The following is a 16,535-nucleotide window of genomic DNA, read 5'->3' on the forward strand; positions in this document are numbered from 1 at the left end:
TATTACACAGTCTTTGCCGGAATGGCCTTTAAGGCCGCCTGCAAATAATCCCAGAACCGGGCTACAGCCGGGATATGGGCACATTCATCGGGGCTATGTGCGCGTTTGATGGTTGGTCCAAACGATATCATATCCCAGTTCGGATATTTTGATCCCAGAACACCACATTCCAGCCCGGCATGGATCACTTTTACCTCGGCATCCCTGCCAAACAGGTCGCGATGTACAGCCTGCATCATATCAAGCACTTCGCTGTCCATATTGGGTTTCCAGCCAGGATAGGCATCGCCCCAGGTCACAGTTGCACCGATATTTTCAAAAACAGCCGTGGCAACATCCCGTGTTGCATCGCGCGCACTGGAAATGGAACTGCGTGCCGACAGGGTTACTTTAGCCTGCCCGTCGGCCACCGACACAATCGCCAGATTGATCGATGTTTCAACAACGCCGGGAACACTGGTGCTCATGGCTTGCACACCATTGGGGCTGCCCAGAATGGCATTGTTAAAGGTAATGCTATCAGCCGGGGTCATGGCACTTTCCGGCAAATCCACATTCGATGCGGCAATGGCGAAATTGGGCTCAAGATCGGCATATTCACCAGTCACGGCATCCTGAAATGCGGCCAGCGCGCGGTCAAAGGCACCTGCATTTTCCGCCGGTAAAACGATGGTGGCAAAGGATTCACGCGGAATGGCATTGCGTGCCGTACCTGCCTGGATCGACACGATCCGCGCATCCAGATCGCGCAATAACGGGCGCAAGAAACGCGCCATCAATTTATTGGCATTGCCCAGGCCCAAAATAATATCAATGCCCGAATGCCCGCCCTTAAGGCCGGTCAGCGCAATTTTACGTGCGATCAGGTCATTGGCAACCGTATCGGCACTATATTGCCAGCGCGCCACCAGGTCGCCGCCGCCAGCACAGCCGACATACAATTCATATTCATCTTCGGTATCAAGGTTTAACAGAATTTCGCCCTGCAAACGGCCCGGCTCCAGGTTCATCGCGCCGGTCAGGCCACGTTCCTCGTCCACCGTAAACAACAATTCCAGCGGGCCGTGCTCGACCGATTTATCGCACAGAACACCCAGCATTGCCGCAGCACCGATACCATTATCCGCGCCCAGTGTGGTGTTGTCCGCCGTAACCCATTCACCATCAACATAGGCGTTGATCGGGTCTGTATCAAAATTGTGGCTTGATCCGCTATTGGCCTGGGTCACCATATCAACATGGGATTGCAGAACCACCATTTTACGGTCTTCGTATCCCGGCGTTGCTGCAACATTCACCACCAGGTTGCTGCCGCTATCGCGATAATGGCTGCAACCATTGTCATCAGCCAGTTTTTCAATCATCTGCAACACCGCTTCTTCCTTGGTGGAAGGCCGCGGGATGTCGCACAGTTTTTGAAAATTGGCCCAAATTGCAGTTGGTTCTATTTGGCTGATATTGCCCACGGTGGCGCTCTCCTGTCTGGATCGAAACATACAGGCCCAAAGAACATATCAACATCCAGGACACAAACATTCCTGCGCAATGATCAACAAGATCCATCTTCCATCCGGCATTGTGAATGGAAAAAATTGGGGCAGCGCAGTGTATCCGGCCTGAAAACTGTTCTTAAAACCCGACAGCCTCCTAATTATCGCATATCCGAACCAATTTCCACCACCGCGTCAGGGATTTCCCGCAGATATCGGGTTAAGCGGGGCAAAACGGCAAAGTCAACGGTGCTGATCGGCATGGCACGAATGGCCTATTTTTCACCCGGTTCCAAATCAGTCCCGGCTTTTCCTTCACCATTGGATCGTGGCACATCATCGGGCATGATCATGGCTGCCGGCAGGGTCGGATCTGCATAGACAATCTGATTACGGCCATTTTGTTTCGCCTGATACAGGGCACGATCCCCCACCAGAAGGGCCGTTGGCAAATCGATTTCACTATCGCCAATATCGCCACCAATGGTCACCCCGATGCTGACGGTTACCGAAACGGCGTCGGCATTGCCCTCGTCATCCGGCAGGCGGATACTCCCAATCAGATTTGCCAGCTTTCGGGCAATTCCTGTTGTGACTTCGGCTGTGGCCGATGGCAATAACACAGCGAATTCCTCGCCACCCAAACGAACCACAAGGTCGTCCTCGCGCAAGGCACGCCGCAGCACTGCGGCAACTTCCTGCAACACCCGGTCGCCGCAAGTATGACCAAAACGGTCATTGATCTGCTTGAAATAATCCAGGTCCAGCATGGCAATGCCATATTGCCAGGCCTTGTTCCGCAACCGGCGAATATCCTGAAGGCGGCTAACGGCCCCTTCAAATCCACGCCGGTTCAAAACCTCGGTCAAAGGATCGGTCGATGCCAAAACCGCAAGCTGCTTTTCAACTTCCTTGTGGTCGGTCACATCCAGGGCAGAAACCATCATGCCCCCGCCCTGCAACCGGTTGGTCCGAATGTCGGCCAGGCGCCCGGACGGTGTCATCACCCCATTACGATCGGCATGGTCATGCCCGGCACGTGTCATTTCGCGGTAAATGGCGCGCAACCCCGATACATCAAATTCAGGGGTCGCTGCGGGGTAAACCGCCGGATTTTGCGCAAATAACCGCGAAAACTCGCGATTGAAATGCAAAACATGCAATTCCTCGTCAAACATTGCAACGGCGGTAGGCACCATACGAATGACTTCGGCCACCGCATTTTCAAGGCTGTTTTTATTGCGCATTAACATGCCTGTCATGCGCACTTCTTCGCGCACATCGTGGGCAGTCGTCAAAACGGCAGGCTTGCCATCATGCCACAAAATACGTTCATCGGTCAGGTCGCACCAAACTTCGCGCCCGTCATCAAGATAACTGCATTCCCGGCGCCGATCCCCGGCAACAACACCTTGCAAAACCTTCTGGCTATAGGCCGCACTTTGCTCACGCATGGACACATCAACAAACCGCGAAAGATCGGGGTTTGTCATAAAATCGCTTGCATTTTTGGCCCCGGTCAGCCGGGCGAATGCGTCATTTACATACAGGGCGGTCATGTCACGATGAACGGTTACACCGATAAATGACCGACCCAGCATATGATCAACCTGCATTGCGGTTGTGCCATTTTCGATCACTTGTGCCGTCGTCAACAACGCACGGCCATCTTCCCATTCAATGGTTTCGTCACTTATTTCCAGCCACACCGGAGAACCGTCACGGCGAATGTTATATACCTTTTTCCAGCCATGAAAGCCGACCGTCGCGATAAAACGATCATAAAGTTTCTGGGCTTCGCGATGAAAGGCTGGTGGAATATACTGCGCAATATCAGTATCTTGCATAAAATCGGCAGCATCCTTGCAGCCCATCATGCGCGCATAGGCATCATTGGCAAAAATTGCCTGCAAGCCCCGGTGAATAACGACACCTACAGCTGATTGCCCATAGAGACCTTCGATCTCTTTTTGCTCAAAGCGCGCCAACCCGTTCCCCTGACCGTGCCAGCCACCATGCCAAACGGCTTCATCCGTCAACAGGCAGCACACAACATTTTCTATCGTCAACTATAACCATTGGTTGATGCTTATTATATTCATTAAATATGAAGAAGCCGTAACGCACCAACACAATCATTTGTTCAACCCCGCACCCCAAACATCGGGCACCAGCGAAACCGTGCATATTGTATAGCTCCGGTACAGATACAGGAAAGACAAGATATGTCCAAAAAACAATAAATTATATGGCACGTCAAAAGCGGTCCATTCTACAGACCTATTCTTTCGAATATAATTCCATAGCGGCCTCGCCAACTGTACAGGCGCAAAACCGGGAACCGGGGGCCCATGCAACCATATCACTGGAAATCAGGCACCCGATTCAACTTCTAATGCAAATCACACAGAAACAACCCTGGGTTAACTTCCTAACATTTCAATCTCGCTAAGTGAAATGTCAAAGGCCGCCAGGCCTTCTTCGATGTAATCACCCAGCAAAGGAATTCCGGTTAAATACTCGGCGGTGTGGTTGGTATGGCCATCTTCGGCTTCGCTCAGCGCTTCCTGCCACTGATCGGCATCAAAACTGCCTCGCCCGATCCAGACCAGAGCGACAAGATGGCATTGCTCGTCCCAATTCAAATCATTAATCGCGTCAACCAGTTCGCTGTGGGTCGCATCGTCGCCATAGGCTTCCAAAACCTCACGAAACTGGTCGTCTGAGCCGTTTGATCCATAATCAGGCTCAACAACATCTTCCTGCACATCAAAGGCACGCGCCTTTAACAGGATAAAGGCAACCTTTTCCAGATCAATCGCTGGAAAATCCTCTGCTTCTGCATCATCGAGAACGTCCGACATAAAATTCTCCATTTGCCAACAAAAAATCACGTCATAACGCATCGGCACACGGCCAAAGCCGGGCCGGGAAACCAATATTTTATGTACATTTACCCGGCCCTGTCGGGGCAACACACATCATCGCCCGCGTCGCGCCATGATCCTGCCAATAGTTATGGTAACCATCTGTGCCCTGTAACAACGACAATCAGCACTTGTTCCCAAAACAGCACAGGCAATACCACAACAAGGACTGGCAACCACCCGCATCGCAAAACAACCCGGGATACTGGAAGCATCGGGCCAGCTACGATAAGGTCACAATTATACCGCGCACAACCGGAGAAAAAAATTGGATTATCGTGATGTCGACATCATCAATCACCAGCGGGGCTGGGATGGATATTTCAAACTTGACGTTTATGAACTGCGTCACAAACAGTTTAACGGCGACCAAAGCCAGATTATAAGGCGCGAAGTGTTAGAGCGCGGCCATGCGGTTGCCGTCCTGCCCTACGACCCGGTGCGTGACGAAGTAGTTTTAATCGAACAATTTCGCCCGGCCACCCTGAGCGTCCATAAAAACACCCCCGAAATGCCCGCCTGGCTAACCGAAATTGTCGCCGGCATTGTCGAACCCGGCGAAACCCTGCAAGACGTAGCCCGCCGCGAAACCATCGAAGAATCCGGCTGTTCGATTATCGGGGATCTCGAAATCATCATTCCGCGCTATTATGCATCGCCGGGGTGCAGCAGCGAAACAGTGCAAATATTCTACGGGCAGGTTGACAGCGAAAAGGCCGGCGGCCTGCATGGCCTTGACGAAGAAGGCGAAGATATTCGCGTTTTTACCAAATCATCCGACGAATGTTTTGCCATGTTACGCGACGGTATTTTCTGTAATGCCCCTACCATCATGGCCATACAATGGCTGACGTTAAACCGCGACCGATTACGCCACGCCGCCAGAACATCAATTAAATAACACAAATTTTGTGCGTATATTTTATTTGACACAAAATCTACGTGGTAATTTTAAAACTGACTTGACTTTTGTGTATAAAAGGACCAATCAACAGGCATATATTTTGTAATCTGATAATTCTGGAGTCTGTCATGGACATTCGCAATGGCACCATCGAGGCCATTGGCCGCACCCCGCTGATCCGCCTGAAAAAGGTATCGGAACTGACGGGCTGCACCATTTTGGGCAAGGCGGAATACACCAACCCCGGCGGGTCGGTGAAGGACCGTGCCGCCCTTGCCATTATTCGCGATGCCGAAAGAAACGGCCTGCTACAGCCTGGCGGCGTCATCGTCGAAGGCACGGCCGGCAATACCGGCATTGGCCTGGCAACGGTTGGCAATGCGCTGGGCTATCGCACGGTTATTGTCATTCCCGAAACCCAAAGCCAGGAAAAGAAAGACCTTCTGCGTCTGTTAGGGGCCGATCTTCGCGAGGTTCCGGCTGTGCCATACCGCGATGAAAACAACTATGTCCATGTGTCGCGCCGCCTGGCCGAAGAATTGGCAAAAACCGAACAAAATGGCGCGATTTGGGCCAACCAGTTTGACAATGTTGCCAACCGTCAGGGCCATTTTGACACCACCGGCCCTGAAATATGGGAACAAACCGACGGCAAGGTTGATGGCTTTATCGCCGCAGTTGGCACCGGCGGCACCCTTGCCGGTACGGCCATGGCTCTGCGCGAACGCAACAAAAACATTCAAATCGGCCTTGCCGACCCGATGGGTGCCGCCCTGTTTAACCATTATAAGCATGGCGAGTTGAAATCCGAAGGTGGATCAATTTCGGAAGGGATTGGCCAGGGGCGCATTACCGCCAATCTGGAAGGACTGGATATTGATCACCCCTTCCAGATCACCGACGCCGAAATGCTGCCAATCGTGTTTGACCTTTTAAAAGAAGAAGGCCTGTGCATGGGCGGCTCGACCGGCATCAACATTGCCGGTGCCGTCAAGCTCGCCCGCGAACTGGGGCCGGGCCATACCATCGTCACCATCCTGTGTGACCTTGGCACACGCTATCAAAGCAAGCTGTGGAACCCGGCATTCCTTAAGGAAAAAGGGCTGCCAAGCCCCGATTGGCTATAGTCAGTCGCCAGCCTTTTTGCCAACAAAAAACGCTCCCGAAAACATATCGGGGGCGTTTTTAATTCTGACAGCACGCCTTACTCAGGATCAATTATTACAATTAAGGTAGGTTAAAATATTTCAATTATAATCTGTTGATTTTACAAAATTCGCGACGGAATGTGCAAATACCTTGTTTCCCTTTGGCGTAAAGTGCCCGCCCCAATCCAAAAACATAGGCCCAGTACCCGAGAAAATATTCTTCATGTCGATCACTTGTGGAATATCTTGGTACTCCTTTTCCAAATCCACGCCTAATTCGGTCACCAGTCTCCTGAAAGCAAGATTATTTTTACTTAAATTCTCTACATTAACATTACCAACGTAAGGCGATGGCGGCACGACAATATATGTTTCGCTTCCAATATCACGACCGTATTCAATTATGCCTTTAAAATCGGAAAAAACATTTTTAATTAAAATATTCTTATAACTTTCATCAAGACAAGGTGATTGGTACTTATCTTGATCGCCGCTCAACACACTATATACTCGGGACGCTTTGTCGATCAATTTCATTACGGCCATTCTATGGACTTCTCTCGAAGAGAGATTGAACCCTGGAGTACAATAATTATAAAAATCAATTGGACCTTCTATTATAATAACCTTGTCGTACTTCTTCCCAAGCAGAGAAATCCTCTGCCAGTTTGCCTTTGTTTCTGCGATCATCTGTCCTGGGACCGAGAAATTACTAATTCGGTATTCTGGCAACTCCATTGCAAGCTGATTGGCGAAATTATCAACAGGACCACTAAAATAACCGAAACTCTGAGAACTTCCCAGGATAAGAATACGCTTCAAATTATTCTCTATGTTTTGATCATTATAATATTCAATTTCCCTATCCCCCCTCGCACCAATTTTATAAGAACCATAATCACCAGGTAGTGGAAGCTTACCAACGACACGCATCATCGAGTACTTAATGCCATTAACATCATCAAACGCCTGTGAAACATTTTTACGATCCACATCAACGGGCAAAGACTTAAGTTTTTTTACCCCCGCAAAATAATTCGTCAGACCTGGCTTCACATAAGAAATGAAATCCAGAAACCCATCAAACGAAAAGAAAAGAAAAGCAAGAAAAACGAGCACCGAAATTATCTTCTTCATTTCATTTCTCAAAAATCAAAATAATAAAAATTTTGCGGGTGAGAACTCGCGACAAAAGATCCGCCAACTATAAATCCAAGACAAGAAAAAAAAGTGATAAACGCCGGAACCTTCACAAACACCCCTCTAATCTTGTCCACTTGGTCAAAATAATGAAAAGAAAGTGCGATTAAAATTAGAAGAATGGTAGTCATGCCATCATCTGAAATATTACCAAAATTAAAATCCATAAAATAAGAGTAAAAACTAAAAGCCTCCTTTAAAGTTGAGGATCTAAAAATTACCAACAGAAAGGTCCATATTGAAAAATTTAAAAAAGTTCCTATGTATTCTAAATACCATTTTCTTTTTAAAATTCGATCGTAATCACAATAAGTCTCCAAGGCGATTATAATTCCTTGAACAGCACCCCACACCACAAAGGTCCAATTTGCTCCATGCCATAAACCGGACAGCGTCATAGTTAAAACAAAAGGAAGATATGGTAAGGATTTTCGCATTTTTTTATACATGGGTTTGAATAGATAGTCGCGTATCCAAAAACTAAGTGTCATGTGCCAACGGCGCCAAATTTCACGCATCGACTTCGATAAATAGGGAGAACTAAAATTCTCAGGAAAGTTAATGCCAATCATACCTGCTACTGCAATAGCCATATCAGAATAGGCGCTAAAATCACAATAAATTTGGATGGAAAATCCAATTGCAGCCACCAGCAACTCGGAACTATTATAGGAACCAGAATTAAAAAAAATGGGATCGGCATACCGAGCTATCGGGTCAGCAATAAAAACTTTCTTTCCCATTCCGGCGGCAAACAATGGAATATTATATATTATATTTTTACGAGTAACTTTAAATTTATCTAACTGCGGGATTAACTGACTTGTTCTGAGAATAGGTCCTGCAATCAAATGCGGAAAAAAAGATATATAGACGCTCGTATCCAGTATACTGTTTTCCGGGCGTTGCGATCTTGATAAATCCACCATCATACTGATCAATGTAAACGTAATAAACGATATACCAAGCGGCAGGTGAACCTGCAAATTAACAGATGACAACCCTATCGAATGCAAGAAAAAGTTCGCATATTTAAAATAAAAAAGAGGAAGAACCGAAATTACAATAAAGAACGGTAAAAGTTTAGTATTTTTACTTATGCATCGACATGCAACCCAACTAAAAATCATCAAAATTATTAGCAAAAAAACGTCGGAAACGAGCCAAAAAGAATAAAATAAAACACTTCCCAACAGGACATAATCCTTGACAAATCTCTTTGGCACAATAGATAGCATAAAACAAAATCCAACAAAAAATAAAATAAAACTTGGTAACTGAAAAAGCATTCCCACACCGCATAAAATAAGTAAAATCGCTAGCCAACGACCGCTAGGTTAGATTCATTTTTCCAGATAGACATTTCCGATAACAAGGCAATCGATACGTGTATTCATAAAGCATCTATATGCATCGGCCGGCGTCAAGACCATAGGTTCACCGCGGACATTTAAGCTTGTATTCACCAAAACAGGGCAATTTGTTAGAGATTTAAACTTAAGAATTAATTTATAAAAATCTGGGTTGAATTCTTCAGAAACGGTCTGAACCCGTGCCGTGCCGTCAACATGTACAACGCTAGGAACGACATCTCTGATTTCCGGTCTAGTTTTACATATAAAATTCATCAACGGAGACGGGGACGGTAAATCAAACCAGTTCGATGCATCCTCCTCCAAAACTGCCGGGGCAAACGGACGGAAAGATTCTCTGAATTTAATCTTAAGATTCAGCGTCTTCTTTAAATCTTTTACCCGAGGGTCGGCGAGAATCGAGCGATGACCAAGAGCTCTGGGACTAAACTCAGCACGTCCTTGCATCCACGCAAGTACTTTTCCATCAGCGAGGGCCTGGGCCGCCCGCTGCACCACCTGGTCAGGTGACAGCACCTGGTAACCGGCCTTACAGCTATCCAGATCCGCCAGAATCTGATCGAGTGTGAACTCTGGTCCAAGGAAAGGCATATAATTCTTCAAAACGGCTCTCGGGCGGCCCAAACCTATGTGATAATAAGCAAGCGCAGCCCCGAGTGCACTTCCTGCATCACCGGCAGATGGTTGCACCCAGACTTTATCAAAAATCTTGCTCTCTAATACCTTCCCGGTAGAAGCACAGTTCAAGGCGACTCCTCCACCAAGACAAAGAGACGATTGTTTCGTCAGTTTTTTTACATATGAAACAAGCATGAGAAATAGTTCGTCTGAGACCTGCTGCACTGATGCCGCAATGTCCATATGGATTTGCTCAATATTACTTTCTGGTTCTCTGGCTGATGTACAAAATATTTTTTCGAATTCTGAACCAAACATTCGCATTTCGGTGGCAAATCTAAAATTTTTCATCCGGAGACGAAAGCTACCGTCACTACGAATATCGACCAAGGTTTCCTTTATTTTTTCCGAATAAATAGGCGAACCGTATGGGGCCAGTCCCATAACTTTATATTCTCCGGAATTCACCTTGAAACCCAAAAATGCCGTTACTGCCGAATAAAGCAGGCCAAATGAGTGTGGGAAATTCAGTTCTGCCAAACGCTCAATCTTACCTTTACGCCCAATAGAAACTGTCGTTGTCACACGTTCGCCAACGCCATCAATCGTTAAAATTGCAGCATCTTCAAATGGAGACGGATAAAACGCCGCCGCACAATGGGAAAGATGATGTTCGGAAAAAAATAATTTCTTATTCCAGCCTGATTCAGGAAAATTATCCTGAAAATGGTTTTGTATTGTCTTTCTTTGAAATATCTTTTCTTTTAACCATGTTGGAACCTGCTTTTTAAAGAGACCGAACCCCTTTGGCGCAAAATGAATACAAGTCGCCAGTATTCTTTCAAATTTTACGAATGGCTTTTCATAAAAAACCACATGATCAATATCAGACAAGCCAAGATGACTATCAGATAATATCCATTTAATCGCCTCGATCGGGAAAGAACAATCATTCTTAACTCTGGAAAATCGCTCCTCCTGAACCGCAGAAACGATTTGACCATTCTTGATCAGAGCTGCAGCACTATCGTGATAAAACGCGGAAACACCAAGAATATAGATGTCTTTATTTTCCATAGTAAACCATCAAAACTGCTTCGTAAAATCAATATCGTTCGGGTCTTTTATATTTTCTATCTCCCAATAAGTTATGGGAGATTCCGACGGATTCGACGTCATGTCATCCAGTCGTAAAGCACGTAAAACCCAACTCATAGGCGTAATCACAAAAACAAAGACGACAAAAAACGCGACCACGCCAATTTTTTTGTGTAATTTTTGAATATAATAGAAAAAATTCGACAATTTCGACGGATAAAAAATCCCTAACATTATAATTATTACTGCGGCAGCAGTAAAGATCGGCCAAGCGAACCCATTATTGAAATATGAGATACCCGACAGAACCGAAAAGCCGCAACACATGGCGATGCTTTTTTTCCTGAGGAAAGATAAATCGTCATTTTCTTCCTTCTTATCAACCATTAAATTTCCCATCAAATAAATTTCTATTTATTAGATTCGTAAAATAATTTTATATCACCCACCGTCGCATCTGCCATTATCTTCAATGCTTTTCCATTCGGGTGAACATCTCGATCAGAAACCCAATAGCTGGAGGATGGTGGCCCCTTCAGCAAAGAAAGAGTACTTACATATTCAAATCCGTATTTGTCAGATAAACTCCTGATCTCTTGCTGCATAAAATTAAATTTATAGTCATTGAAATCATGCGGCTCAGGAACATCTAATATTATAATATTAGATTTATCTTTATTTTTTATTTTCAAAAGCTTGTCGAACGCGCTTTTTATAATTTTTTTACCTTCAGGGCTAGACCATTGTTTTTTATAACCATCAACCAGTGCCTGAGGACCATACTCGCCACTGGATAATTGTTCAAATATGGTTAAGCCTATTGCGGCCAACACACTATGCTCGACCAACCATCCGGCTGATTTGGTGGAAACCGAAGTTGTTGCGCGCGGAGCAACCATAATGACCAACGTGTCAGCTGTAATTTTATTTCTCAAGTCTATCCATTGCGATACAGCCTGATCAATATTACGGTTCCCAACTCCCACGTTTATGACATCAATAGAATCAGGCAATAACTTCACAAGATGGCCGCGGAGGGTATCATCCTCCGGAACCCCCCAGCCAAATGCGATGGAATCGCCGATTATAGCAACACGATGAGGCGCGTTTTTTACTGGCTCCGGCCCTCTCAATCCCAGACTATTAATTCTAACCGCAACATTTTCCAACATTGCTGTTCTGTTAGGGATATGATCATGCCCGACAGCAGGGTCCGCACTTTGTTTCTTCAATAACTTTGCGTAACGCCACATTTCAATTATATAATTCTGCTGGTTTGCCGTGGCAATCCGTATAATACCTTCACCAATTGCAAAAGCGACAACCACACCAGCGAAAGCCATAATTGAACTACGAACGAAATTCCGAAAATTCATGCTTCATACTCGCAATCATCCAAAAACAAAAAAAAAGCCTCAACGAACAACATTGAGGCTTGTTTAATTCGACATTCATAAAAATCTAAAATATCGCATACACGAATGGAGCCCATGCTGATCCGCTAGCGAAAAGAAAGAGAAAGGCACATAAGAACAAAACCAAAAAGAACGGTATAAGGAAAATTCGCCGACCTTTCGAGAAAAAAAATCCGCACAATTCTGATATAAAATCGCCCATTCCGTCCCCGACTGAAACCACAAAATTTAACTAATTAATTTTATTTTAACTACGACAACCAAGTAAATTTTAAGTAGACCAGCGTTAATTACAAAACACAGATCCACAAAAAACTTTGAGTATTGCAAATCATTTACGCCGCCCAAAACACCCTAACTTTACCTTGATACCATCATATCTCAATGCTGTCAAACATGCGCAAATAACCTCGACTAGCCATTCTCGCTACTAAAATATACGTAAGAATAGTCATTCACCGCTATCTTCGCCGCGAAATTTCATTTTTAACGATATAGACAACAATACGGCATCCTTTCAAAGTTTAAGGTTAATATATGTAAAATAAAATCGGCAGATCCTTACCGGACTGGATGTAATCCCGACCAACTTTTTTTCATCAGAAAATGATGATCTCCAAGCGGAACTACCTCCATAAAAGATGGGCATTTTGCAGGTTTGGATAATTTAAGGACTGAGTTCTATCTTGTACAAGACTCAGCTCTATGATTTTCAGTTTGCTACGGTCATTGTTGTAGTAATGAATATTCTCGTCGAGACGATTTCGATGCTGTCGATGCGGGTAAAGTGATTGGGATGAAATCATTCGTATCTAAGAACAGCAAAGAAGCTCTCCATGGCAGCGTTATCACGGCAGTTACCTTTGCGGGTCATGCTCTGTTCAATCTTGCGGCGCCGGGAGTGAGTACAAAAAAGATATTCTTGCGATCAAATACTTCCAAGAAAGTTCAAAAATAGGTTTTTTCTCCGGCCACAGCACACTCTGTCACATTGATCAGTCATTTCTGGGTATCTGAATTTCGTCATCGACCTCGAGATCCATGCGCGATAAGCGTCCTACTCAGTGACGCACTGTTGAACGATCGATACCAAAATGCTTGCTCACTTCCCGGCAAGCGGGCTCGCTGCTACCGTAGAATTCAACGACGCTATGTTTGAAAATCGTTGTGTATTTGGACATCCCTCCGAAGGTTAATGTCCAAATTTCGGGGGATCAGTTCAAGCTATGCTATGTCCGAGGCATTTCCATAGTCTACTTTATACAGGCCGGGTTTCAACCCTGCGCGCATAACACCATAAATGCCCGGAAACCAACAAGGCGATGATCAGCAACGCCCCGGCAAAACCGGCCACCGCCGACCAGCCCCTCTGCGTCCAGAACCAGCCGCCGATAGACCCCATCACGCTGGAACCCAGATAATAGGACAGCAAATAAAGCGACGATGCGTGACCCTTGGACTGTTTTGCCATCCGCCCGACCCAGCCACTCGCCACCGAATGGGCCATAAAAAAACCGCTGGTTAAAACAATGATACCGCCTATCACGCCATAAATTGACCCCATCAACGTCAAGGCAACCCCGGCCAGCGCAACCAGAATGCCAGCCGCCATTACCGGGCCACGCCCGTGTTTGTCCGCCAAGCCACCTGCGATAGAAGATGCCGCCATTCCAAACAGATAGACCATAAAAATAAGACTGATTGCGCCCTGCCCCAAATTATAAGGGTCCGCCACCAGTCGGAACCCGGCATAATTATAGACCGTCACAAAACAGCCCATCGACAGGGCGCCAATGACGAACACAAAGGGCAAGGCCGGGTGACGCAAATGTTTCGCCCACGCTTCAATATGATAAGCCAGTTGAAAACCCGGCCTGGTGGTGAAGTTCCGCGAAGGCGGCAGTAATATAAAAAAGCCAATCGCAGCCAGCAAATCCAACCCGCCCAAAACACCCAATGCCATTTCCCACGACGAAAATTCGGTTAGCAAACCCACACCAACACGCCCGGCCATACCGCCAAACGCCGTGCCGCCCACATACAAACCCATCGCCAGCCCCAACCCGCGCGGATGGATTTCCTCGGCCAGATAGGCCATCGCCACAGCAGGCACCCCGCCCAGAACAAAACCTTCAAGCGCGCGTGTCACCAGCAACACATGCCAGTCGGGAATAAATGCATCGGCAATATTTAAAGCCGATGCCGCGCACATCGACACAAACATCAACCGCCGCCGCCCAAACGCCTCGGACGCGGCCCCTGCCAGCAAAATTGAGAAAGCCAAAAACCCGGTCGTCAACGACAAGGCAAGCGAACTTTGCGTTGGGCTGACAGCAAAATCATCGGCAAAAGCCGGCAAAAGCGGCTGCACACAATAAATCAGCGAAAACGTCGCGAAACCGGCCAAAAACAGCGCCATTGCCACCCGGCGATAGGCTGGTGTCCCCGGCTCAACCCAGCTTTGGGCGGGATATGTCGTTTTAGGATCATCAACGTCGGCAAATTCGGGCCGGGTCGCCCTCATATCCTGATTTCGGTTATCCCGGCTCGTCTCGACTGCTTTTGCGGCTGCGTTTGCCGGTGCGGCGGTACTGCGAGGTGGCAGGTCCTGGTCTGCCTTTGGCTCTGTCATCTTCAATCCTTGGCGGGTAATAGGTCGCTGTTTTTATTTTATCCAAATTGTTGCACCCTGCGCGTCATCCGTCCAATATATGTTACTGCCATTTTCAATATGTTTTAGAGATACCAAAACGTGGAACTTCGTCATATCCGTTATTTTCTGGCTGTTGCCGAGCATGGCAACTTCACCCGGGCGGCCCAGCATGTCGGCATTGGTCAACCGCCGCTCAGCCAGCAAATAAAGGACCTGGAAACCGAAATTGGTGCAAAGCTGTTTCACCGTGTTCCGCACGGTGCCGAACTCACCGATGCGGGTGCGGCCTTTAAGGCCATTGTTGAACAGTTTCCCGACCTTGCCCAACAGGCCATACACGCAGCACAACGTGCTGCACGCGGCGAAGTCGGCACCATCCATGTTGGCTTTACCGGCTCTGCCGCGTTTAGCCCGGTTGTGCCCGCCGCCATTCGCGCCTTTCGCCGTGCCTGGCCCACCGTCAAACTTACCCTGACCGAAACCAATTCCACCCGGCTGTTAACCGACCTGATTGACGGGCAGCTTGACGCTGCCTTCCTGCGCCAAAACACCGTCGATCATGCCAACATCAAACTTCATGATCTGGGCGATGAACCAATGCTGGCCGTGCTGCCCACCGGCCACCCCGCCGCAACACACGAAACCATCCCGCTTGCCATGCTTGCGCATGACCCGTTTGTGTTAACCCCGCGCGAGGTTGGCCCCACCCATTTTGATACAGTGATAAATGCGTGTCGCAATGCCGGTTTTGAACCGGAGCTGGGGCAATCGGCCCCGCAAATCGGGTCGGTGATTAACCTGGTGGCTGCCGAAATGGGGGTGTCGCTTGTGCCCGCCGGCATGGGGCAATTGCAAGTCCGCGGGGTTGTTTATCGCCCGGTTAAGGGCACCCCTGCCATCGCATTTCTGGCACTGGCCTATCGACGCAATACCACATCAACCGTCATTCGCAACTTTATCAACAGCACAATTAACGGCCAAAATTAACCATTTTATCAATACCCGGGAATTAACCTTTAAACAAAAGCTCACCCTTTTCCGCCATCAAACAAGCGCGATATTACCTGTGTTACCAGTTGGGTGGCGGTGTTGCGCGCGCTATCAAGCACCCATTGCCCGTTTTGCCATGGTTGATAATCGCGTTTCTGTACAGCCTGCCAGTCCGGCAGCTTTAAATTTGGCACGCTTGGGTGCCGGGTTTCGATCCGCTTGCGATGCTCCGCCACATCCGAACAAATCAGTTCAATTTCAACAAATTTAACACCGGCCTTATGGGCCACATCGCGCCACGCGGCACGGGTTATTTCAAGCGGGTTCACACTATCGGCAATTACGTAATGGCCCAGCGCCAGATTATCGACCGCCAGCTGGTACGCAACCATGTATCCCTGCGGCCCCATTTCAAACGCGCCATCACCATATAAATCATGGGCATCACGCAAAGCCTGCTCGATGCTATCGATCCGCAGCCAAACTGCCGATAACTGTTCTGCCAGCATATGTGCCAGCGTGCTTTTGCCACAGCCCGGCAAACCGCCCAAAATAATCAACATGCGCAAAACCACCCGTCCATGCCCAACAATCCTATTATTTGACCGAGAAATAATACGCCAGCAACAGGTCGCGCTGGCGTTATGGCAATTTTACCCTAAATTAGGTCCTAACAGGCCCATTTGGCGCGGCTGAAAAATGCCCTGCGCCCAACAGGA

14 protein-coding genes are annotated in these 16,535 nt (G+C 47.5%); 3 read left to right on the forward strand and 11 right to left on the reverse strand.

The features are described from left to right. Positions 1 to 2: 2 nt before the first annotated feature. From J4E05_RS02845 to J4E05_RS02855, 3 genes are all read right to left on the reverse strand, one after another. Complete coding sequence (locus J4E05_RS02845) at positions 3 to 1,466, reverse strand: aminoacyl-histidine dipeptidase (RefSeq protein WP_349592247.1); 1,464 nt, start codon at positions 1,464 to 1,466, stop codon at positions 3 to 5. A gap of 299 nt (positions 1,467 to 1,765) precedes the next feature. Further along, complete coding sequence (locus J4E05_RS02850; RefSeq protein ID WP_349592249.1) at positions 1,766 to 3,559, reverse strand: sensor domain-containing diguanylate cyclase; 1,794 nt, start codon at positions 3,557 to 3,559, stop codon at positions 1,766 to 1,768. Between the two features lie 354 nt (positions 3,560 to 3,913). Further along, the gene (locus J4E05_RS02855) at positions 3,914 to 4,354 is read right to left on the reverse strand and encodes a DUF3775 domain-containing protein (RefSeq protein ID WP_085594209.1); all 441 of its coding nucleotides are present in this window, start codon (positions 4,352 to 4,354) and stop codon (positions 3,914 to 3,916) included. A 331-nt stretch (positions 4,355 to 4,685) separates the two neighbouring features. On the opposite strand from J4E05_RS02855, the gene J4E05_RS02860 reads away from it, so the two are divergent. Beyond that, entirely contained in the window at positions 4,686 to 5,318 is a 633-nt protein-coding gene (locus J4E05_RS02860) for an NUDIX domain-containing protein (protein WP_349592251.1), read from the forward strand. Between the two features lie 131 nt (positions 5,319 to 5,449). Continuing rightward, positions 5,450 to 6,448: a cysteine synthase A gene (locus J4E05_RS02865; protein WP_349592253.1), complete on the forward strand. Its 999-nt coding sequence runs from the start codon at positions 5,450 to 5,452 to the stop codon at positions 6,446 to 6,448. Positions 6,449 to 6,568: 120 nt separating this feature from the next. Here the strand turns inward: J4E05_RS02865 and J4E05_RS02870 are convergent, their stop codons facing one another. From J4E05_RS02870 to J4E05_RS02895, 7 genes are all read right to left on the reverse strand, one after another. Continuing rightward, the gene (locus tag J4E05_RS02870; protein WP_349592255.1) at positions 6,569 to 7,606 is read right to left on the reverse strand and encodes an SGNH/GDSL hydrolase family protein; all 1,038 of its coding nucleotides are present in this window, start codon (positions 7,604 to 7,606) and stop codon (positions 6,569 to 6,571) included. Positions 7,607 to 7,614: 8 nt separating this feature from the next. Next, positions 7,615 to 8,958: an MBOAT family O-acyltransferase gene (locus J4E05_RS02875; RefSeq protein WP_349592257.1), complete on the reverse strand. Its 1,344-nt coding sequence runs from the start codon at positions 8,956 to 8,958 to the stop codon at positions 7,615 to 7,617. 54 nt (positions 8,959 to 9,012) lie between these two features. After that, positions 9,013 to 10,737: a carbamoyltransferase family protein gene (locus tag J4E05_RS02880; protein ID WP_349592259.1), complete on the reverse strand. Its 1,725-nt coding sequence runs from the start codon at positions 10,735 to 10,737 to the stop codon at positions 9,013 to 9,015. A 9-nt stretch (positions 10,738 to 10,746) separates the two neighbouring features. Then, entirely contained in the window at positions 10,747 to 11,145 is a 399-nt protein-coding gene (locus J4E05_RS02885) for a hypothetical protein (protein ID WP_349592261.1), read from the reverse strand. 23 nt (positions 11,146 to 11,168) lie between these two features. Then, the gene (locus J4E05_RS02890) at positions 11,169 to 12,101 is read right to left on the reverse strand and encodes an SGNH/GDSL hydrolase family protein (protein WP_349592263.1); all 933 of its coding nucleotides are present in this window, start codon (positions 12,099 to 12,101) and stop codon (positions 11,169 to 11,171) included. 118 nt (positions 12,102 to 12,219) lie between these two features. Further along, positions 12,220 to 12,375, reverse strand: coding sequence for a DUF5989 family protein (locus J4E05_RS24055; RefSeq protein WP_503012320.1), 156 nt, complete (start codon positions 12,373 to 12,375; stop codon positions 12,220 to 12,222). 1,056 nt (positions 12,376 to 13,431) lie between these two features. Continuing rightward, entirely contained in the window at positions 13,432 to 14,805 is a 1,374-nt protein-coding gene (locus J4E05_RS02895; RefSeq protein WP_349592264.1) for an MFS transporter, read from the reverse strand. Positions 14,806 to 14,925: 120 nt separating this feature from the next. On the opposite strand from J4E05_RS02895, the gene J4E05_RS02900 reads away from it, so the two are divergent. Next, the gene (locus tag J4E05_RS02900) at positions 14,926 to 15,813 is read left to right on the forward strand and encodes a LysR family transcriptional regulator (RefSeq protein ID WP_349592266.1); all 888 of its coding nucleotides are present in this window, start codon (positions 14,926 to 14,928) and stop codon (positions 15,811 to 15,813) included. 41 nt (positions 15,814 to 15,854) lie between these two features. Here the strand turns inward: J4E05_RS02900 and J4E05_RS02905 are convergent, their stop codons facing one another. Then, positions 15,855 to 16,379: a P-loop nucleotide/nucleoside kinase family protein gene (locus J4E05_RS02905; protein ID WP_349592267.1), complete on the reverse strand. Its 525-nt coding sequence runs from the start codon at positions 16,377 to 16,379 to the stop codon at positions 15,855 to 15,857. Positions 16,380 to 16,535: the final 156 nt, after the last annotated feature.

This window comes from Thalassospira sp. NFXS8, from assembly GCF_040148805.1.
In the GTDB taxonomy this organism is placed as follows: Bacteria; Pseudomonadota; Alphaproteobacteria; order Rhodospirillales; family Thalassospiraceae; genus Thalassospira.